Annotated in this window: 17 protein-coding genes; 9 read left to right on the forward strand and 8 right to left on the reverse strand. The window is 72.9% G+C overall.

All coding sequences use genetic code 11. The annotated features are described in order from the left end of the window. Window positions 1-36: 36 nt before the first annotated feature. On the reverse strand, window positions 37-879 hold the full coding sequence (locus tag VM636_RS13370) for a hypothetical protein (RefSeq protein ID WP_199809427.1): 843 nt from the start codon (window positions 877-879) through the stop codon (window positions 37-39). 174 nt (window positions 880-1,053) lie between these two features. Here VM636_RS13370 and VM636_RS13375 point away from each other — a divergent pair, with 174 nt between their 5' ends. From VM636_RS13375 to cseC, 6 genes are all read left to right on the forward strand, one after another. Beyond that, a complete protein-coding gene (locus VM636_RS13375; protein WP_199809426.1) occupies window positions 1,054-1,704 on the forward strand; it encodes a phosphatase PAP2 family protein in 651 nt (216 codons plus the stop codon). A 317-nt stretch (window positions 1,705-2,021) separates the two neighbouring features. Next, on the forward strand, window positions 2,022-2,999 hold the full coding sequence (locus VM636_RS13380; RefSeq protein WP_030421970.1) for an A/G-specific adenine glycosylase: 978 nt from the start codon (window positions 2,022-2,024) through the stop codon (window positions 2,997-2,999). 271 nt (window positions 3,000-3,270) lie between these two features. Then, window positions 3,271-3,810: a SigE family RNA polymerase sigma factor gene (locus VM636_RS13385; RefSeq protein ID WP_030421969.1), complete on the forward strand. Its 540-nt coding sequence runs from the start codon at window positions 3,271-3,273 to the stop codon at window positions 3,808-3,810. Window positions 3,811-3,866: 56 nt separating this feature from the next. Then, a complete protein-coding gene (locus tag VM636_RS13390; RefSeq protein WP_037859013.1) occupies window positions 3,867-4,451 on the forward strand; it encodes a hypothetical protein in 585 nt (194 codons plus the stop codon). Between the two features lie 187 nt (window positions 4,452-4,638). Continuing rightward, on the forward strand, window positions 4,639-5,340 hold the full coding sequence (gene cseB, locus VM636_RS13395; protein WP_030421967.1) for a two-component system response regulator CseB: 702 nt from the start codon (window positions 4,639-4,641) through the stop codon (window positions 5,338-5,340). A gap of 8 nt (window positions 5,341-5,348) precedes the next feature. Beyond that, the gene (gene cseC, locus VM636_RS13400; RefSeq protein ID WP_053914513.1) at window positions 5,349-6,704 is read left to right on the forward strand and encodes a two-component system sensor histidine kinase CseC; all 1,356 of its coding nucleotides are present in this window, start codon (window positions 5,349-5,351) and stop codon (window positions 6,702-6,704) included. A 121-nt stretch (window positions 6,705-6,825) separates the two neighbouring features. On the opposite strand, the gene VM636_RS13405 is transcribed toward cseC, so the two are convergent. Beyond that, the gene (locus VM636_RS13405; RefSeq protein WP_338484536.1) at window positions 6,826-8,412 is read right to left on the reverse strand and encodes an MDR family MFS transporter; all 1,587 of its coding nucleotides are present in this window, start codon (window positions 8,410-8,412) and stop codon (window positions 6,826-6,828) included. A gap of 141 nt (window positions 8,413-8,553) precedes the next feature. Between VM636_RS13405 and VM636_RS13410 the strand changes: the two genes are divergently transcribed. Beyond that, window positions 8,554-9,159, forward strand: a complete 606-nt coding sequence (locus VM636_RS13410; protein WP_030421964.1) for a TetR/AcrR family transcriptional regulator — start codon at window positions 8,554-8,556, stop codon at window positions 9,157-9,159. Window positions 9,160-9,173: 14 nt separating this feature from the next. Here the strand turns inward: VM636_RS13410 and VM636_RS13415 are convergent, their stop codons facing one another. After that, window positions 9,174-9,854, reverse strand: a complete 681-nt coding sequence (locus VM636_RS13415) for a M23 family metallopeptidase (RefSeq protein ID WP_030421963.1) — start codon at window positions 9,852-9,854, stop codon at window positions 9,174-9,176. A 478-nt stretch (window positions 9,855-10,332) separates the two neighbouring features. Between VM636_RS13415 and VM636_RS13420 the strand changes: the two genes are divergently transcribed. Beyond that, complete coding sequence (locus tag VM636_RS13420; RefSeq protein WP_338484538.1) at window positions 10,333-13,398, forward strand: NACHT domain-containing protein; 3,066 nt, start codon at window positions 10,333-10,335, stop codon at window positions 13,396-13,398. A gap of 114 nt (window positions 13,399-13,512) precedes the next feature. Here the strand turns inward: VM636_RS13420 and VM636_RS13425 are convergent, their stop codons facing one another. Beyond that, the gene (locus VM636_RS13425) at window positions 13,513-16,038 is read right to left on the reverse strand and encodes an ATP-dependent Clp protease ATP-binding subunit (protein WP_030421961.1); all 2,526 of its coding nucleotides are present in this window, start codon (window positions 16,036-16,038) and stop codon (window positions 13,513-13,515) included. A gap of 430 nt (window positions 16,039-16,468) precedes the next feature. Between VM636_RS13425 and VM636_RS13430 the strand changes: the two genes are divergently transcribed. Then, window positions 16,469-17,146: an SCO3374 family protein gene (locus tag VM636_RS13430; protein WP_234340485.1), complete on the forward strand. Its 678-nt coding sequence runs from the start codon at window positions 16,469-16,471 to the stop codon at window positions 17,144-17,146. Window positions 17,147-17,183: 37 nt separating this feature from the next. On the opposite strand, the gene VM636_RS13435 is transcribed toward VM636_RS13430, so the two are convergent. The 4 genes from VM636_RS13435 to VM636_RS13450 all read right to left on the reverse strand — a co-directional run bounded on the left by VM636_RS13435 (window position 17,184) and on the right by VM636_RS13450 (window position 19,184). Continuing rightward, window positions 17,184-17,519: an Lsr2 family protein gene (locus VM636_RS13435; protein WP_030421959.1), complete on the reverse strand. Its 336-nt coding sequence runs from the start codon at window positions 17,517-17,519 to the stop codon at window positions 17,184-17,186. A 274-nt stretch (window positions 17,520-17,793) separates the two neighbouring features. Then, the gene (locus tag VM636_RS13440; protein ID WP_030421958.1) at window positions 17,794-18,303 is read right to left on the reverse strand and encodes an amino-acid N-acetyltransferase; all 510 of its coding nucleotides are present in this window, start codon (window positions 18,301-18,303) and stop codon (window positions 17,794-17,796) included. 9 nt (window positions 18,304-18,312) lie between these two features. Further along, window positions 18,313-18,852 (reverse strand): BlaI/MecI/CopY family transcriptional regulator, encoded by a 540-nt coding sequence (locus tag VM636_RS13445; RefSeq protein WP_267882422.1) that lies wholly within the window; start codon window positions 18,850-18,852, stop codon window positions 18,313-18,315. 152 nt (window positions 18,853-19,004) lie between these two features. Then, a complete protein-coding gene (locus tag VM636_RS13450; protein ID WP_030421956.1) occupies window positions 19,005-19,184 on the reverse strand; it encodes a hypothetical protein in 180 nt (59 codons plus the stop codon). Between the last annotated feature and the right edge of the window lie 4 nt (window positions 19,185-19,188).

Below are 19,188 nucleotides of genomic sequence, written 5' to 3' on the forward strand. Positions count from 1 at the left end.
ACCTCACGGGGGCCGCGCCGCGGCCCCCGTCGTCCGTCAGTCGGCCTCCAGCACGAAGGACGTGCGCACCTTCTCCCGGCCCGGGGCCTTCGCCTCGACCAGGTACGTGCCCGGCTTCGCCGATCCGGCCGGGGGCGTGCCGCACCCGGCGGCGCTGGGCTTGCGGTCCCAGGTCAGCGTGTAGGTGATGGCGCCGTGGGCGGCCACCTTGTAGCGCAGGCTGCCGCCGTCCCTGGGGCAGTCGTCGGAGGCCCAGTACACGTCGTCGCCGCTGGCCGGGGTGATCGTCAGCACCGTGTGCTTCGGGCCGAGGTCGATCTTGCAGTCGGCGCCGGAGGAGTTCCGGGCGGTCAGCTCGAACGTGGGCTTCTGGTCGGGCGCGTAGGTGTTGCGGACGCTGCGCAGACTCAGCCGGACCGCGCCGGGACCGCAGTCGGGCAGGTCCGAGCCGCCCGGCAGGGCGTCGCCCGCGCCGACCCCGACCGCCTTGCCGCCGCCCGCGCCGGAGTCGCCGGAACCCGGGCCGGAATCGCCGTCGCCGGAGCCCGAGCCGTCGCCGGAGCCGTCACCCTCACCGTCCTTCGCGCCCGAACCGCCGCCGGAGCCGGAGCCGTTGCCGTCCCCGCCGCCCGACTCGTCGCGCCCGCCCGGCGCCTGACTGATCGCCGGCCCGGAGTCGGAGGGGCCGGGAGTGATCGAGGACACCGGGTTCTTGCCGTTGGCGGTGGCGTCGCCGCCCTTGCCGCCGTCCCCGCCGCCGGCGACCACGGCCCACGTGATCAGCAGCGCCAACAGCACGAGCACGGACAGCAGTACGGCCCTCCGTCGCCAGTAGATGGAGGAGGGAAGCGGCCCGACCGGATTGCGCAGAGATCCCACGGCGCAAACCATACGAGAGATCGACGCGTTACCCCGTCCCACCCGCCGTTCGGGCGCCAACTTTTCCGGATCATCATCCCGGAGACCGGTTTCGCCGCCCTCGCCCGGCGCCCGTGCCCGCGGCGGACGGTCGCGGCTGTGACCCTGTCGCCGGACCGCATACGCTCTGCCTCCATGACCTTCGAGGACAACGATCTCTACCGCGACATCACCGGTTTCGCCCACGACACCCCGGTATGGGTGCAGCGCACGGCAGAGGCGTGGACGGAAGCCGGACTCCTGGTGTTCGGCGTACTGTTCGTCATCTTCTGGTGGCGGGCCCGGCACGCCGACTCGCGCGCGTTCGCGATCGCGGCCCTTGCACCCGTGGCCACGGCTGTGGCGTACGTCTGCAGTGAACTGCTCAAGTCGGTGATAACCGAGGAACGGCCCTGCCGCGCGGTCCCCGACGCGCTCCCCTCCCTCATCACCTGCCCGCCGACCGGCGACTGGTCCTTCCCGAGCAACCACTCCACGATCGCGGGCGGCGCCGCCGTCACCCTGGTCCTGGTCCGGCGCGCGCTGGTCTGGCTGACCGCGCCGATGGCCCTGCTGATGGCCTTCTCCCGGGTCTTCGTCGGCGTGCACTACCCGCACGACGTCGCCGCCGGCCTGCTCTTCGGCGTGCTCCTCGCCTTCCTCGCGGTCCGCGTGGGCACGCGCCCGGTGGCCCGGCTGACGGAGACGATGCGCGCCTCGTCGTCCTCGGCCGCCCGCTGGCTGACCGGCCCCGGCCCGACGGCCGCGGCACGCCCCCGCCAGCACGCGGCCCACGCCCGCCGCTGACCCCGCCGGACGCCACCCCCGGCGCCCGGGCGCCGTCCCCCGCCGAGGTCCGGGCACCATGAGCCACGGACCACGGCGGGCGCCGCGAGCCGCGGGGCCGCCGGAGCGCCACGGACCCCGGGGGCGTGGCGCCCACGGACGCGCCCCCGGGCCGGGCCGGCCGCCCCACCCCGGCCCGACAGGGCCCGTTCCCCCGCCCGGCAGGGCCCCGTACCGCCGGCTGTGGGACGGGATGGGGCCGACCGCGCGGGGGCGTGCCCTCCATCGGGTGGTGGTCCGTCATCGCGTCCCGGGGGCCGTGGCAGGATCTCAGGGTCATGACTGCGCCCACGAAGCCCTCGCATCACGGCCCCGCCGACCCCGGCCTCCGGGTGTCCGCCGCCGTGTCCGACTCCGCACCGGCGGCCGCGCGCACCGTGTCCGGCGAGCCGCTGCACTCCCCCGTCATCGAATGGTTCGACGAGCACGCCCGCGATCTGCCGTGGCGGCGTCCGGAGGCCGGTGCCTGGGGGGTGATGGTCAGTGAGTTCATGCTCCAGCAGACGCCGGTGAACCGTGTCCTGCCCGTCTACGAACAGTGGCTGGCCCGCTGGCCCCGCCCCGCCGACCTCGCCGCCGAGGCCCCCGGCGAAGCCGTCCGCGCCTGGGGCCGGCTCGGCTACCCGCGCCGCGCCCTGCGGCTGCACGGCGCCGCCGTCGCCATAACGGAACGGCACGGCGGCGACGTCCCCTCCGACCACGCCCAACTGCTCGCGCTGCCCGGCATCGGCGAGTACACGGCCGCCGCGGTCGCGTCCTTCGCCTACGGCCAGCGCCACGCGGTGCTGGACACCAACGTCCGCCGGGTCTTCGCCCGCGCGGTCGGCGGCGTGCAGTACCCGCCGAACGCCACCACCGCCGCCGAACGCCGGCTCGCCCGCGCGCTGCTCCCGGAGGACGAGGCGACCGCCGCCCGCTGGGCCGCCGCCTCGATGGAGCTGGGCGCGCTGGTGTGCACCGCCCGCAACGAGTCCTGCCACCGCTGCCCGATCACGGCCCAGTGCGCCTGGAACCTGGCCGGCAAGCCCGCCCACGAGGGCCCGCCGCGCCGCGCCCAGACCTACGCGGGCACCGACCGGCAGGTGCGCGGCAGGCTCCTCGCGGTGCTGCGGGAGTCCCGGGGCCCGGTGCCGCGCTCGGCGCTGGAACGGGTCTGGCACGAGCCGGTGCAGCGCGCCCGCGCGCTGGACGGGCTGGTCGCCGACGGACTGGTCGAACCGCTCGCGGACGGCCTGTACCGGCTCCCGCTGACCTGACCCACCCTGACCGGCCCCGCATACCACCCCATACCGGGACGGGACGGCCCACGGCCTTACCCGTCCCTTACTTCCGTTACACAACCGCCGGACAGCCGAGCGGTAGCCGCGGGGTGCTGCGCACAGCCCCGTGACAACGCTTCCCTAGCGTCGTCTGCGAGCCCGCCGGCCGCTTCGGCCCGCGGGCCCGTACGCCGCCGGCCGAGGGCCGGGGCAGGGGATGTCCGGCGGGTGACCAGACCGCCGGACGGGGACCGGAAGGCGGTTGACCATGGAGCAGGGCGAGGTGCTCGCATTCGAGGAGTACGTCCGCACCCGGCAGGAGGCGCTGCTGCGCAGCGCGCGCCGACTCGTCCCGGACCCGGTCGACGCCCAGGACCTGCTCCAGACCGCGCTGGCCCGCACGTACGGCCGCTGGGACGGCATCGCCGACAAGCGGCTGGCCGACGCCTATCTGCGCCGGGTGATGATCAACACCCGGACCGAGTGGTGGCGGGCGCGGAAGCTGGAGGAGGTGCCGACCGAGCAGCTTCCCGAGCGGTGCGTGGACGACTCGGCCGAGCAGTGCGCGGACCGCGCGCTGCTGATGGACGTCCTCAAGGTGCTCGCCCCCAAGCAGCGCAGCGTCGTGGTGCTGCGACACTGGGAGCAGATGACGACGGAGGAGACGGCCGAGGCCCTCGGCATGTCCGCCGGAACGGTGAAGAGCACGCTGCACCGGGCGCTCGCCCGGCTCCGCGAGGAGCTGGTCTCCCGCGAGCGGGACGCACGCGCGCTGGAGCGTGAGGAGCGGGAGCGGTGCGCGGCCTGAGTGCCGGTCGGACCCTCGGGGGGACCGGGAGTACGGCAGGGGCGGCGAGTGCGACGGTGGTCGTGTTCGTCGCCCTCGGCGTGTTCCTGTCCGGGTGCGGGGCGGGCGGCGCCCGCGACGAGGGGCCGGCGCACGCGGAGGCGGTCGGCGGGGTGGCCAGCGCCTCACCCGTGGCCACGCCCTCCGGGGTCCCGGACCGGGTCGACGCGGTCCGCCTGGTCAAGTCCGACCCCCGGGTCTCGGCGGCGGTCAAGCGGGGGCTGAAGCCCTGCGTCGCCGACGAGTACCCGGTCGACGTCTCCTACGGCGACCTCACCGACGGAGAGGCCCAGGACGTCGTCGTCAACGTGCTGACCTGCGGGGACGCGGTGGGGGTGGGCAGTTACGTGTACCGCGAGCAGGATGGCGGGTACCGGAACGTCTTCCGCTCCGAGGAGCCCCCGGTCTACGCGGAGATCGACCGCGGCGACCTCGTGGTCACCCAGCAGGTCTACGAGCGGGGCGACCCGGTGTCGGACCCGTCCGGCGAGAACGTGATCACGTACCGCTGGTCGGCGGACCACTTCACGGAGGAGCACCGTACGCACAACGACTACAGCAACTCCGTCGGGGTCGCGCCGAGCCCGGTCCCGGCCCCCTGACCGGGTCGCGTACGACCGCGGCGCCGGCGCGTGAACCGGACGGGGGTCACGAACCGATGAGGTGATGGGCCCGCACCCGCGTCCGGCCCGGCGCCCGCGCACGCCACCGCGCCCCCGCACCGACCCGCACCGCCCCGCACACCGACCGCACCTGACCACATCGACCACGAGGACTGAGAGCACCGGGATGGCAGACCAGACCCACGTCCTGTTCGTCGAGGACGACGACGTCATCCGCGAGGCGACCCAGCTCGCCCTGGAGCGGGTCGGCTTCGCGGTCACCGCGATGCCCGACGGGCTGTCGGGGCTGGAGGCGTTCCGGGCCGACCGGCCGGACATCGCCCTGCTGGACGTGATGGTGCCGGGGATGGACGGGGTCAGCCTGTGCCGCCGCATCCGGGACGAGTCCACCGTGCCGGTGATCATGGTGTCGGCGCGGGCGGACTCCATCGACGTGGTCCTCGGCCTGGAGGCGGGCGCCGACGACTACGTCACCAAGCCCTTCGACGGCGCGGTCCTGGTCGCCCGCATCCGCGCGGTGCTGCGCCGCTTCGGCCACGCCGGCGGCGGCGACCGGGCCGACGCGGACGACCCCCCGGTCGGCGGGGTGCTGACCTTCGGCGAGCTGGAAATCGACACCGACGGGATGGAGGTGCGGCGCGCCGGGCAACCGGTGGCGCTCACCCCGACGGAGATGCGGCTGCTGCTGGAGTTCTCCACCGCCCCGGGCACCGTGCTCTCCCGCGACCGGCTGCTGGAACGCGTCTGGGACTACGGCTGGGGCGGCGACACCCGGGTCGTCGACGTCCACGTGCAGCGGCTGCGGGGCAAGATCGGCCAGGACCGCATCGAGACGGTCCGCGGCTTCGGCTACAAGCTGAGGGCCTGAGCGGGGCCATGCGGAAGTTCTTCCGCCTCCGGCTCCGGGCCGCCGCCACGGCCGGGAGCGCGGGCATCCGTACGGGGCTGCGCTGGAAGCTCAGCGCGGCGATCGCGCTGGTCGGCGCGCTGGTGGCGGTCGCGCTGAGCCTGGTCGTGCACAACGCGGCCCGGGTGTCGATGCTGGACAACGCGCGCGACCTCGCGGACGAACGGGTCCTGGTCGCGCAGCGCAACTACGAGCTGTCCGGGCGGCTGAACTTCCCCAACACCCGGATCGACGACCCCGACCTCCCCGAGGAGCTGCGCCGCAAGGTGGAGGCGGGCCGGCGCGCGACCTACGTCGCCGACCGGCCGGGCGGTGCCACGGAGATCTGGGCGGCGGTGCCGCTCACCGACGGGCACGTGTTGTCGCTGCACACCGGCTTCACCGACCGCAGCTCGGACATCCTCTCCGACCTCGACCAGGCCCTGGTGATCGGGTCCATCGCGGTCGTCCTCGGCGGCAGCGCGCTCGGCGTGCTGATCGGCGGGCACCTGTCCCGGCGGCTGCGCAAGGCCGCCGCCGCGGCGCACCGGGTCGCCGGGGGCGAGCCGGACGTACGCGTGCGGGACGCGATCGGCGGGGTGGTGCGGGACGAGACGGACGACCTGGCCAGCGCCGTGGACGCGATGGCGGACGCGTTGCAGCAGCGGCTGGAGGCCGAGCGCCGGGTCACCGCGGACATCGCGCACGAACTGCGCACGCCGGTGACCGGGCTGCTCACGGCGGCCGAGCTGCTGCCGCCGGGCAGGCCGTCCGAGCTGGTGCAGGACCGGGCAAAGGCGCTGCGCACCCTCGTGGAGGACGTGCTGGAGGTGGCCCGGCTCGACGGCGCCTCGGAACGGGCCGAGCTGCAGGACATCGTGCTGGGCGACTTCGTCACCCGGCGGGTGGCGGCACGGGACCCGCGGGCGAGGGTGCGAGTGGTGCACGAGTCGGAGGTCACCACCGACCCGCGCCGGCTGGAGCGGGTGCTGTCCAACCTGCTCGCCAACGCCGCCCGGCACGGCCGTCCGCCGGTCGAGGTCAGTGTCGAGGGCCGGGTGATCCGGGTCCGCGACCACGGGCCCGGCTTCCCGGAGGAGCTGCTCGCGGACGGCCCGAGCCGCTTCCGCACCGGCAGCCGGGACCGGGCGGGGCGCGGACACGGCCTGGGGCTGACCATCGCGGCCGGTCAGGCCCGGGTGCTGGGCGCCCGGCTCACCTTCCGCAACGTGCGCCCGCCGGGGGCGTCCGAGGAGGAGCCCGCCGAGGGCGCGGCGGCGGTCCTGTGGCTCCCCGAGCACGCCCCCACCAACACCGGCAGCCATCCGCTGCCCCGCCTGCCGTAGGGACGCACGGCCCCGAGCCGCACGCCGCGCGGCGCGTGCGTGGCGCCCGGCGAAGGCCCCTGGAACCCGAGGAGGGGTCCCGGGGCCTCGTGCGCGCCCTCGTGGCTCAGGCCGGCGTGGCTCAGGCCGGACCGGCCGCCGCGGCCCGCGCCGTCGGGGCGTCGGCCTGCCGCGGGCCCGCGCCCTTCAGCGGGACCTCCTTGACGAAGACCGCCGCGACCAGCGCCGCCACCGCCACGGCCGAGCCCAGCAGGAACGCCCCGTGGGTGCCGGAGGAGACCGCGTACTGGTACGCCTCGCGGACCGGGACCGGCAGCTTGGCGAGGCTGGTGGCGTCGAGCTGCGCCGACCGCTCGGTCACCCGGGAGCCCAGCGCACCGGCCTTCTCGGTCATGACGTCCTGGACGCGGTGGTTGAACAGGGCACCCATGATCGCCACGCCGAAGGAGGAGCCGACCGTGCGGAAGAGGGTCGTGGACGAGGAGGCGACGCCCATGTCCTTCATCTCCACGCTGTTCTGCGCCACGAGCATGGTGATCTGCATCAGGCAGCCCATGCCGAGACCGACGACGGCCATGTACACGCCGGAGGTGAACCGGCTGGTCCCCGTGTCCATCAGCGACAGCAGGTACAGCCCGACGGCCATGAGCGCGCCGCCCGCCACCGGGAACACCTTGTAGCGGCCGGTGCTCGTGGTCACCCGCCCGGCGACGAGCGAGGTGACCAGCATCGCGCCGAGCATGGGCAGCAGGAGCAGCCCGGAGTTGGTGGCGGACGCGCCCTGCACGGCCTGCTGGTACAGCGGCAGGAAGAGCGTGGCGCCGAACATCACGAAGCCGGTGATGAAGCCGATGACGGACATCAGCGTGAAGTTGCGGCTGCGGAAGATGTGCAGCGGCACGATCGGCTCGGCCGCCCGGGTCTGCCAGAAGCCGAAGCCCACCAGCGCGGCGACGCCGATGCCGGTCAGCTCCATGATCCGCGCGGAGGTCCAGGCGTACTCCGTGCCGCCCCAGGTGGTGACGAGCACGATGGCGGTGATGCCGACGGTCAGCAGCACGGCGCCGGGGTAGTCGATCCGGGCGGTGGCGCGCTTCCTCGGCAGGTGCAGCACGGCGCTGATGGCGACCAGCGCGAGCGCGCCGAGCGGCAGGTTGATGTAGAAGGCCCAGCGCCAGCCCCAGTGGTCGGTGATGGTGCCGCCGACCAGCGGTCCGCCGATCATGGCGAGCGCCATGACGCCGGCCATCATGCCCTGGTACTTGCCGCGCTCGCGGGGCGGGATCAGATCGCCGATGATCGCCATCACGCCGACCATCAGCCCGCCGGCACCGAGGCCCTGGACCGCGCGGAAGGCGATGAGCTGGCCCATGTCCTGCGCCATGCCGCTCAGCGCGGAGCCGGCCAGGAAGATCACGATCGAGGTCAGGAACGAGCCCTTGCGCCCGTACATGTCGCCGAGCTTGCCCCACAGCGGGGTGGAGGCCGCGGTGGCCAGGGTGTAGGCGGTGACGACCCAGGAGAGGTGCTCCAGCCCGCCCAGTTCACCGACGATCGTCGGCATCGCGGTGCCGATGATCATGTTGTCGAGCATGGCGAGCATCATCGCGATCATGAGCGCGAGCAGGACCACCCGCACGCTCCGCGGCTGCCCGCCGCCGGTCTCTTCCCCGGCGACGGCGGCCTCGGCCACCCCTGTCTCCGCCATGAGTCCCTCTCCCCCGGGTCCACACCCGTACTTACTTGCCGCCCGGCAAGTTGACTAGACTCGGGGACGCTAAACCCGTAACTAGCCGGTCGTCAAGTAAGTTTTCCGGACGGTGCGCGGGGCAGGAGGTGGCGTGGGAGGATGAGCGGCACGATGGACGGCACCGGGCAGCGGCGGCGCAGGCGCGGGGACACCCGCCAGCGCATCCAGGACGTGGCGCTGGAACTCTTCGCCGAGCAGGGGTACGAGAAGACCTCGCTGCGGGAGATCGCCGAGCGTCTGGACGTCACCAAGGCGGCCCTGTACTACCACTTCAAGACCAAGGAAGAGATCCTCGTCGGCATCTTCGAGGACCTCACCCGGCCCATCGGGGGCCTGATCGCGTGGGGGCGCGAGCAGCCGCACTCCCTGGAGACGAAGCAGGAGATCGTCCGCCGCTACGCCGAGGTGCTGGCCGACGCGGCCCCGCTCTTCCGCTTCATGCAGGAGAACCAGGCCACCATCCGGGAACTGCGCATCGGCGAGATGTTCAAGCACCGGATGCTGGGCCTGCGGGACATCCTCATCGACCCCGAAGCGGACCTGGTCGACCAGGTCCGCTGTGTGAGTGCTCTCTTCACGCTGCACGCCGGGATGTTCGTCCTCCAGGACCTGGAGGACGATCCGGCCAGGAGGCGTGCGGCGGTTCTGGAGGTCGCCACCGATCTGGTGGCGCAGGCGCACCGGGGAGCGGTCCCGGGCGCCTGACCGGGGGGCGTGCGTCAGACGGTGACGCCCTTGCCGCGCAGGAACGCGACCGGGTCCACGGCCGAGCCGTAGTTCGGGGTGGTACGGATCTCGAAGTGCAGGTGCGGACCGCTGGAGTTGCCCGTGTTGCCGGACTTCGCGATGTGCTGGCCGGTCTTGACGACCTGGCCGACCTTCACGTCGACCCGGGACAGGTGGGCGTACTGGGAGTACGTGCCGCTGCCGTGCTTGATGACGACGGCGTTGCCGTAGGCGGGGCCGTCACCGGCGCCGTTGCCGCCGGCCTTGACCACGGTGCCGCCGTGGACGGCGACGACGTCGGTGCCCACCGGCACGGCGAAGTCCTGGCCGCTGTGCTTGGACGCCCACATGCCGCCGTTCTGCGCGAAGCTCGCGGTGAGCGAGTACTTCGCGACCGGGTCCACCCAGGAGGCGGCCTTCTTCGCGGCGGCCGGGGCCTTCGCGGCCTGGGCCGACTTGCCGGCCTTGGCGGTCTGCGCGGCCTTGGCCTGAGCCTGGGCCTGCGCCTGGACGGAGCTTGCGACGGTGGAAGTGCTGGGAGCCGCCGAGGTGCCGGCGGCAGCCGCGACCCCGGAGCCCAGGGCGACCGAGGCGCCGATTCCGGCGGCCATCAGGGCCGCGCGGCTGCGCAGGGTGGTCGGACGGGGCAGACGGGACGTGACGCGCGGGAACATGCGAACCTCATGGGGACGGGATCAGGGATGCGCCCTCCGGTGAACGCTCGGGGCGGTCTCCCGGCGGGCTCCACCTTGGTAACCCGATGGGGCGAACCGGCACAAAGGTGTGACCTACGACCGTTTCTCGTAGTTCAGCGTGAAACCACCCGAGTGGCGACAGACCCGTCTTTTCGGACAGCAGCAGCTCAGAGCCCCGCAAGCCCGGCCCCCCTTCGGTGCGGTATGTCCGTTTCCCGGGGTGCCGTGGCGTCGACTATTCCCCGTAGTACCCCCCGGATCGCCTGTGCGGCATGTCACCGGGAGCCATGGTCGAAAGGGCCCCGAATGTGACGGGGGCTACTCCCCCGCAGGGGTGAACCACCGCCCCGCGACGGCCGTTCGGCACCCCGGAACATGACCGGCGCCACACCCACCGCCCACCCCGGGCGCCCCGGTAGGCTCCCCTCGTCACAGGCGACGGGGGAGGAGCCGGCGGATGGAACCAGTCGTACTCGGCGGGAAGTTGGCCTCCCCACTCATCGCTTCCCTGGTCAGGAAGCTGTTCGTGGCGGACGGCCCCGGCGCGGGCCTGGTCGGGCGGCCCGTCCGCCTCACCCACCTGGTCTCCTTCCGCGGCGAGCGGCGCGTCCTCGGCGAGAAGGAGGTGCGCCGGCTCGCCGCGCACCTGGTCCGGGCGGCCCTGGACTCCCGGGGCGAGGCGCCCTTCCCCCGTGACGAGGAGACCGCCGTCGCCGACGCCCTCGGCGCCCGGCTGCTCTCCCTCGGCGACCTGGACATGGACGACGTCCAGGCGGTCCGTCTGGGACACCGCGAACTGGCCGCCCGGCTCGGCCGGCACGGGGCCGCCGACGGCCTCTCCGCCGACGCGGGCCACTTCCTCGACTCCGCGACCGAATGGGCCTGCCTGCACATCCTGGAGTTCTTCACCCGACGCTCCGCCTTCGTCGCCCGCACCCTCGTCGAACAGACCCGGCAGCAGGCCGAACTGATCGCCAAGGTCGACGAGTTGATCCTCCGCACCCCGCGCCCCGACGCCGGCGACACGGCCTTCGAGCGCCGCTACCTGTCCTACGTCGCCGAACGTCACGACCACCTCACCATCTACGGCATCGACCTGCGCGACTCCCCCGACCGCTGGCCGCTGGAGGTGGCCTACCTCGCCCTGGAGGCCACCGCCGACCACGAGGAACCCGGCGACGAGGACCCCGCCGACCCCGGCGAGGGCCCCTCCCCCCGCCCCCGGCGGCTGCCCGCCGACCGCACCCTGGACCGCGAGCACCGCGTGCTGCTCCGGGGCGACGCGGGCTCCGGCAAGACGACCCTCGCCCAGTGGCTGGCGGTGACCGCCGCCCGGGAGGGCACGCACATCCCCTACGTCCTCCCGCTGCGCACCCTGGTCCGCACCGGCCCGCCGCCCGCCCCCGCCGCCTTCCTGAGCGCCGTGGGCTGCCCGCTGACCCCGCCGGACGGCTGGGCCGAACGCGTCCTGTCCGCCGGCCGCGCCCTGGTCCTCGTCGACGGCCTGGACGAGATCCCGGCGGCCGACCGCCACGCCACCCGGGACTGGCTGCGCGGTCTCCTGCACGCCTACCCCGGCAACCGCTGGCTGCTGACCACCCGCCCCACCGCCGTCCGCGCCGACTGGCTGGCCCCGGAGGGCTTCCGGGAACTCTCCCTGGCGCCCATGGGCCGCGCGGAGGTCGCCACCTTCGTCCACCGCTGGCACGAGGCCGCCCGCGCCCCCCAGTACGCGCAACGGCTGCTCGACTCCCTGCGCACCAAACGGGACCTGGCCCGCCTCGCCACCAACCCCCTGATGTGCGGCCTGGTCTGCGCCCTGCACCACGAGAGGCGCGGCTATCTCCCCACCGGCCGCAAGGAGTTGTACGACGCCGCCCTCACCATGCTCCTCACCCGCCGGGACCGCGAACGCGGCCTCGCCACGGCCGACGGCCCGGACCTCGGCGAGGAGGCCCAGCTCGAACTCCTCCAACGCCTCGCCTACGCACTGGTGTTGAGCGGCCGCGGCGAAATGGGCCTGGCGACGGCCGAACGGATCGTGGAGCGGGCCCTGCCCAGCCTGGCACCGGCCGCCGGGGCGGGCGACGCCCCGACGGTGCTGCGCTCCCTGCTGCTGCGCAGCGGCGTGCTCCGCCATCCCGCCGAGGACTGCCTCGACTTCGTCCACCGCACCTTCCAGGACTACCTGGCCGCCCGCCACGCCGTGGCGGAGGGCCACCTCGACGTCCTCGCCGGCCGGGCCGGCGACACCCAGTGGGAGGACGTCATCCGCATGGCCGTCGCACACGCCCGGCCCCGCGAACGCGTCGCCCTGCTGCGGGGGCTGACCGCCGAGGGCTCGCCCCGGCTCACCCTGCTCGCCCTGGCCTGCCTGGAGCACGCCACCGCCCTGGACCCGGCGGTGCGCGCGGAGGTGGAGCGGCGGGCGGCCGGGCTGATCCCGCCGCGCACCACCGCGGCGGCCCGCGAACTGGCGGCGGCCGGCCCGCTGGTGCTGGAGCTGCTGCCGGGGCCCGAGGGGCTGACTGACGAGGAGGCGCGGGGCGTCACCGTCACCGCCTCGCTCCTGGGCCGGGAGGAGCCCGACGGCGCCCTCGCCGTACTGCGCCGCTTCCGGGGCCACCCGGACCTCGACGTGCGGCGGCAGCTCGCGGGCACCTGGTACCGCTTCGACACCGCGCGGTACGCGGCCGAGGTCCTGGACCACCTCGACCGTACGGACCTCTTCCTCGACTGTGGGACGCCCGCCCAGCTCGCCGCGCTCGCCGGGATGCGCCCCTGGCCCGCGCTGCGGATCTCGGGCCCGCACCAGGCCGGGGACATCGTCACCGCCTTGCCCGAGCCGGAGGCGGTGACCACGCTGTTCATCGGGCGCAACCCGCTGCTGACGGACCTGGCACCGCTGCGGCGCCTCACCTCGCTGACCCGGCTGGAACACGCCGAGAGCCCGCACGCGACCGGCCTGGACGCGCTGGCGGAGCTGCCCCTCGCGGAACTCGTCCTCGACCCGGTCGCCGACCTCTCGGGGCTGCGGTCCCTGTCGTCGCCGGGCATGCTCTCCCTGGTCCAGCGCCTGCCGGGCACCGACCTCACCGAGTCACTGCCGGTCGACGCCCCGCTGGGCTTCCTCTTCCTGGGCCGCGACAGCACGCGGGGCACGGGGCTGCGCGGACTGCGTCACTGGACCACGCTGCACACGCTCAGCCTCGGGCCGCTGGCCGCGGGGCTGACCGAGGCCGACTGGCGGGAGATCGCCGCCCTGCCCCGCCTCGTCCGCCTCTACCTCAACGCGGTGATCCTCCGCGAGCGGCCGGCCTGCCTCGCCCCCGGGCCGGAGCTGGCCGGCGTGGCGGAGCTGCGGGTGCCCGCGATGGACGGCACCGAGGACCTCTCGGCGCTGGCCGGCCTGGTGCCCGGGGTGCGGTCCGTGGTCCTCGGGACCCGGCGGGGGCACACCTTCCCCCTCGACGCCTTCCGGCCGCTCTTCCCCGGCGCCGAGCTGAGCCTGGACCGGCGCTGACCCGGCGCGGCGGGCGGGGCGGAGAAGCACGGCGAGCGGAGAAAGCAGAAGAAGGGGCTGTCCCGGGACCGGAGTCCCGGGACAGCCCCTTCTCGGCGGCTCACCCCGGAGGGATCACGCCTCCTTGCTCAGGTTCGGACCGGCTCCGCCGGCCGCCTGCTCGATCGGCGGGACGTCGGGCAGCGCCGACTGCTCCTCACCCCGGAAGGTGAAGGTCTTGGCCTCGCCCTCGCCCTCGGTGTCCACGACCACGATGTGACCGGGGCGCAGCTCGCCGAAGAGGATCTTCTCCGAGAGCGTGTCCTCGATCTCGCGCTGGATGGTGCGGCGCAGCGGCCGGGCACCCAGCACGGGGTCGTAGCCCTTCTGGGACAGCAGCTCCTTGGCGGTCTGGGAGAGCTCGATGCCCATGTCCCGGTCCTTGAGGCGCTCGTCCACCTTGGTGATCATCAGGTCGACGATCGCGAGGATGTCGGCCTGCGTGAGCTGCGGGAAGACGACCACGTCGTCGACACGGTTGAGGAACTCGGGGCGGAAGTGCTGCTTCAGCTCGTCCGACACCTTGTTCTTCATGCGCTCGTAGTTGGTCTTCGTGTCGCCGGCGGCGGCGAAGCCCAGGTTGAAGCCCTTGGAGATGTCCCGGGTGCCGAGGTTGGTCGTCATGATGATGACCGTGTTCTTGAAGTCCACGACCCGGCCCTGGGAGTCGGTCAGGCGACCGTCCTCCAGGATCTGCAGCAGCGAGTTGAAGATGTCCGGGTGGGCCTTCTCGACCTCGTCGAAGAGGACGACCGAGAACGGCTTGCGGCGGACCTTCTCCGTGAGCTGGCCGCCCTCCTCGTACCCCACGTAACCGGGGGGCGAGCCGAAGAGGCGCGAGACCGTGTGCTTCTCGCTGAACTCCGACATGTCGAGGGAGATCAGCGCGTCCTCGTCGCCGAAGAGGAACTCCGCGAGCGCCTTGGACAGCTCGGTCTTACCGACACCCGAGGGGCCGGCGAAGATGAACGAGCCACCGGGGCGCTTCGGGTCCTTCAGACCGGCGCGCGTGCGGCGGATCGCCCGGGACAGCGCCTTGACGGCGTCGATCTGGCCGATGACCCGCTTGTGGAGCTCGTCCTCCATGCGCAGCAGGCGGGACGACTCCTCCTCGGTGAGCTTGAAGACCGGGATGCCGGTGGCCGTGGCCAGGACCTCGGCGATCAGCTCGCCGTCGACCTCGGCGACGACGTCCATGTCGCCGGCCTTCCACTCCTTCTCCCGCTTGGCCTTGGCGGCGAGGAGCTGCTTCTCCTTGTCGCGCAGGGAGGCGGCCTTCTCGAAGTCCTGCGAGTCGATCGCGGACTCCTTGTCCCGGCGGACGCCGGCGATCTTCTCGTCGAACTCGCGCAGGTCCGGCGGCGCGGTCATCCGGCGGATGCGCATCCGGGAGCCGGCCTCGTCGATCAGGTCGATCGCCTTGTCCGGCAGGAAGCGGTCCGAGATGTACCGGTCGGCCAGCGTGGCGGCCTGGACCAGCGCCTCGTCGGTGATGGAGACCCGGTGGTGGGCCTCGTACCGGTCGCGCAGGCCCTTGAGGATCTCGATCGTGTGCGGCAGGGACGGCTCCGCGACCTGGATCGGCTGGAAGCGGCGCTCGAGGGCCGCGTCCTTCTCCAGGTGCTTGCGGTACTCGTCCAGCGTGGTGGCACCGATGGTCTGGAGCTCACCGCGGGCCAGCATCGGCTTGAGGATCGACGCGGCGTCGATGGCGCCCTCGGCGGCACCCGCGCCGACCAGCGTGTGCAGCTCGTCGATGAACAGGATGATGTCGCCCCGGGTGCGGATCTCCTTGAGCACCTTCTTCAGGCGCTCCTCGAAGTCACCGCGGTAGCGGGAGCCGGCCACCAGCGCGCCGAGGTCGAGGGTGTAGAGGTGCTTGTCCTTGAGGGTCTCGGGCACCTCGCCCTTGACGATGGCCTGCGCGAGGCCCTCGACGACGGCGGTCTTGCCGACGCCGGGCTCACCGATCAGCACCGGGTTGTTCTTGGTGCGGCGGGACAGCACCTGCATGACCCGCTCGATCTCCTTCTCGCGCCCGATGACCGGGTCGAGCTTGGATTCGCGGGCCGCCTGGGTGAGGTTCCGGCCGAACTGGTCGAGGACCAGGGACGTGGAGGGGGTGCCCTCGGCAGGACCGCCGGCGGTGGCGGTCTCCTTGCCCTGGTAACCGGAGAGCAGCTGGATGACCTGCTGCCGCACCCGGTTGAGGTCGGCACCCAGCTTCACCAGGACCTGGGCGGCGACGCCCTCGCCCTCGCGGATCAGGCCGAGCAGGATGTGCTCGGTGCCGATGTAGTTGTGACCGAGCTGAAGGGCCTCCCGGAGCGACAGCTCCAGGACCTTCTTGGCACGGGGGGTGAAGGGGATGTGACCCGACGGGGCCTGCTGGCCCTGGCCGATGATCTCCTCCACCTGCTGGCGGACCGCCTCGAGCGAAATCCCGAGGCTCTCAAGGGCCTTGGCGGCGACACCCTCACCCTCGTGGATCAGGCCCAGGAGGATGTGCTCGGTGCCGATGTAGTTGTGGTTGAGCATCCGGGCTTCTTCCTGAGCCAGGACGACAACCCGCCGCGCGCGGTCGGTGAACCTCTCGAACATCGTTAATCGCTCCTCAGAGCGGTCAGGCAGTAAGGGGAACTTCCCCTCCCTGTCCTTCCGCAGCTTAGTCCCGCAAGCGGGGACCGCTCATTCCAACTGCCGACACCGTCGATGGCCTCCTGACCCCGAACGCCGACATCTGCCACAACCCGATGGTGCGAGACGATGTTCCCGCAGGCCAGGTACTTACCCCACTCGCCAGTACGCCCATGGCGAACGTGAGACGGCCCATTCTGCGTGTCGCCCCCTCCCACTAGGGATGTCTTACCCGCGGGCACGGACACTCCATGCCACGCACGCCGGTTCCCTCCGCTACGGGCGAACAACCCGGTGCCGTGGGACACCTCCACACGCCCCCTCTTCCGGAACTCCCCGCAATCGCCGCACCACCCAGCGTAACTCGGACGTCCGTCCGACGGTTTCCCTGGGCATGGTCCGTGCCCCCTCCCCCGCTCCCCTTCCGTCACCGGCGTCACCGGCGGCACCGCCGGTGGATCCCGGCCCGGCCGCCACGGTGCCCGGACCCCGTCGCCCGCCGGCGGCGGACGGCACCCCGGGACGGGTCCGGTGGTGGTACGAGAGGGTGCTCGGCTGGCCCACGGAGCCCGGGACGCCGGGCGGGCCGGCGGCGCCGGTACGGCTGCGGACCGGGGTCCGCTTCGACGTCCTGGACGTCCCGGCCGAGGCGGGTCACGCGACGCTGGACCGGACGGGTCCGGCCGCGCCCGCGTTCCCGGTGGCCGTCCGGGGCGGGCGGATGCTGCTCTTCGTCTCCGCGGGCGGCGCGGAGGAGCTGCCGGGCCTGCTGGAGTGGCTGGAGTGGGGTTCGCTCGCGCTCGACCTGACGGCGGTCGGCGCGGGCGGTCTCGTCGACGCGCCCCCGCCCCCCGGCACCGGCTCGGCCGGCCGGCCGCCGCTCGCCGGGGACGACGGCGGTGCGCAGGGGGCCGCTCGCTGGCTGCGGCCCCCCGATCCGGCGCACGACGTCGAGGACGCGCTGCCGTCGCTCTCGGCCATCGGGGGTTCCGGCGCCCCCGACCTCGCGCGACTGCTGCACACCCTGGCGACCGAGGTCCACCGGGTCCGGCTGGGCCGGGCGACGCGCTGAGGGCGGGCCGGTCGGGGCCGTGCCCCGGACCGGGTGATCAGCCGTTGGCCTTCTCGTACGCCTCGCGGATGATCGCGGGGACGCGACCGCGGTCGTTGACCTCGTAACCGTTCTGCTTCGCCCAGGCGCGGATCGCCGCGGTGTCCTGGCCGGTGCCCGCCGAGGCGCGCGCCTTGCCGCGACCGCCGGAGGCACGGCCGCCGGTGCGCCGGCCGCCCTTCACGTACGGCTCGAGAAGTCCGCGCAGCTTGTCGGCGTTCGCCGTCGTGAGATCGATCTCGTAGGTCTTGCCGTCCAACGCGAACGTCACGGTCTCGTCCGCCTCGCCACCGTCGAGGTCATCGACAAGAAGGACCTGAACCTTCTGTGCCACCGCAATTCCTTTCATCGATAACGTGAGGGCCGGAGGTCCGCCGGCGTCCGCCGTATCGCCGTCCCTTGTTATATGCAGTACAGCAGTACGTCGGAAAGCAAACCGCTTTTGCCGGAAAAACACAAACCCCCGGCGGAGACCGGTAGCCTGCTCCGGGCCCGGGAAGATGCGCGTATCGGACATAGGGAACGGTGAACCGGCCGCCCGCCGAATAAACCTGGGCGCGGATACCGAGGGGATGACAGCTTGGCCGCACCGGGACGATGCCGGGCGATCACAGATGCAGAAGCATCCGGCTGTTGCCCAAGGTGTTGGGTTTCACTCGTTCGAGACCGAGGAACTCCGCAACGCCCTCGTCATAGGAACGCAGCAGCTCGGCGTAGACATCGGCGTCGACCGGCGTCTCTCCGATCTCCACGAAGCCGTGCTTGGCGAAGAAGTCCACTTCGAAGGTGAGACAGAAAACCCGGCGAACACCGAGCCACCGCGCGGTGTGCAGCAACTTCTCCAGCAACTGATGTCCGACACCGGAGCCCTTGAGGCCGGGCTTCACGGCGAGAGTGCGCACTTCGGCGAGGTCTTCCCACATCACGTGGAGGGCGCCGCAGCCGACCACCTCGGCGTTGTCGTCCCGTTCGGCCACCCAGAACTCCTGGATGTGCTCGTAAAGAGTCACCATCGCTTTGTCGAGCAGGATGCGGTCGCGGACGTACGCGTCGAGGAGCCGGCGTACGGCCGTGACATCGCTGGTGCGGGCCCGCCGGACGGTGATGGCTTTTGGCATGAGCGGACGCTATCGCCCACCGGCGTCCGGGACCGAGCCGGGGTTGGGGGCGGCACCGGAAGGCGCCGGCGAAGGCGGCGCCGAAGACGACGGCCCTTCCGGGGGGTCTTCCCCGGAAGGGCCGGGGGAAGACGGCGCGGAAGGCGGCGTGGAAGACGTGGCGGGAGGTGTCCCGGCGGGCGGGGTATCAGGACCCTGGACCATACGGACCGCGTCGCTGAGCGCGGCGCGTTGTTCCTCGCTCATCATCCCGAAGAAGGCCACGAGGGCCGCGGCCGGGTTGTCGCTCTGCGACCACGCGTCGTTCATCAGCGCGGCGGCGTAGGCGGCCCGGGTGGAGACCGCCTCATATCGATAGGCCCGGCCTTCCGCCTCACGGCGGACCCAGCCCTTCTGGTGGAGATTGTCCAGGACGGTCATCACCGTGGTGTAGGCGATGGTCCGCTCCTGCTGGAGGTCTTCCAGGACTTCCCGAACGGTCACCGGGCGGTTCCACTTCCACACCCGCGTCATGACCGCGTCTTCGAGTTCTCCCAAGGGGCGAGGCACTCTTCGCACGATAGCCGGAGATGTCGGGCGATGCGTCGCATCACACCCACAATGCCCCGCTTGGCTGGCAAACGGGGCAAAGCGTGCGGCTGTGGTGTACGCCGGAGCACGGAGGGGCGCCCCTCGGGCGCCGCGGGCCGGGCCCGGAGTCGTCAGGCGTCGGGCTGCGCCGGGGTGGGGCGGGTGCCCTCCGTGCGCGCGAGGGCGGCGTCGACGGCCGCGTCCTCCTTGGCCTTGTTGGCGCCGCCCTGGGTCTTCACGATCACCCTGATCACGGCGATGAAGAGCACGGCCATCACGGCCGGGGGCAGGAGCGCGGAGACGTAGTCCATGGGT

It is taken from the genome of Streptomyces sp. SCSIO 75703 (assembly GCF_036607905.1).
Taxonomy (GTDB): domain Bacteria; phylum Actinomycetota; class Actinomycetes; order Streptomycetales; family Streptomycetaceae; genus Streptomyces.

Bases quoted from the DNA above. Each gene is read 5' to 3' on its own strand.
- cseB (WP_030421967.1), top strand. From the start codon at position 4,639: ATGGCAGACCAGACCCACGTCCTGTTCGTCGAGGACGACGACGTCATC.
- VM636_RS13405 (WP_338484536.1), bottom strand. From the start codon at position 8,412: ATGGCGGAGACAGGGGTGGCCGAGGCCGCCGTCGCCGGGGAAGAGACC.
- VM636_RS13425 (WP_030421961.1), bottom strand. From the start codon at position 16,038: ATGTTCGAGAGGTTCACCGACCGCGCGCGGCGGGTTGTCGTCCTGGCT.
- VM636_RS13440 (WP_030421958.1), bottom strand. From the start codon at position 18,303: ATGCCAAAAGCCATCACCGTCCGGCGGGCCCGCACCAGCGATGTCACG.
- VM636_RS13410 (WP_030421964.1), top strand. From the start codon at position 8,554: ATGAGCGGCACGATGGACGGCACCGGGCAGCGGCGGCGCAGGCGCGGG.
- VM636_RS13380 (WP_030421970.1), top strand. From the start codon at position 2,022: ATGACTGCGCCCACGAAGCCCTCGCATCACGGCCCCGCCGACCCCGGC.
- VM636_RS13420 (WP_338484538.1), top strand. From the start codon at position 10,333: ATGGAACCAGTCGTACTCGGCGGGAAGTTGGCCTCCCCACTCATCGCT.
- VM636_RS13375 (WP_199809426.1), top strand. From the start codon at position 1,054: ATGACCTTCGAGGACAACGATCTCTACCGCGACATCACCGGTTTCGCC.
- cseC (WP_053914513.1), top strand. From the start codon at position 5,349: ATGCGGAAGTTCTTCCGCCTCCGGCTCCGGGCCGCCGCCACGGCCGGG.
- VM636_RS13450 (WP_030421956.1), bottom strand. From the start codon at position 19,184: ATGGACTACGTCTCCGCGCTCCTGCCCCCGGCCGTGATGGCCGTGCTC.
- VM636_RS13415 (WP_030421963.1), bottom strand. From the start codon at position 9,854: ATGTTCCCGCGCGTCACGTCCCGTCTGCCCCGTCCGACCACCCTGCGC.
- VM636_RS13385 (WP_030421969.1), top strand. From the start codon at position 3,271: ATGGAGCAGGGCGAGGTGCTCGCATTCGAGGAGTACGTCCGCACCCGG.
- VM636_RS13430 (WP_234340485.1), top strand. From the start codon at position 16,469: ATGGTCCGTGCCCCCTCCCCCGCTCCCCTTCCGTCACCGGCGTCACCG.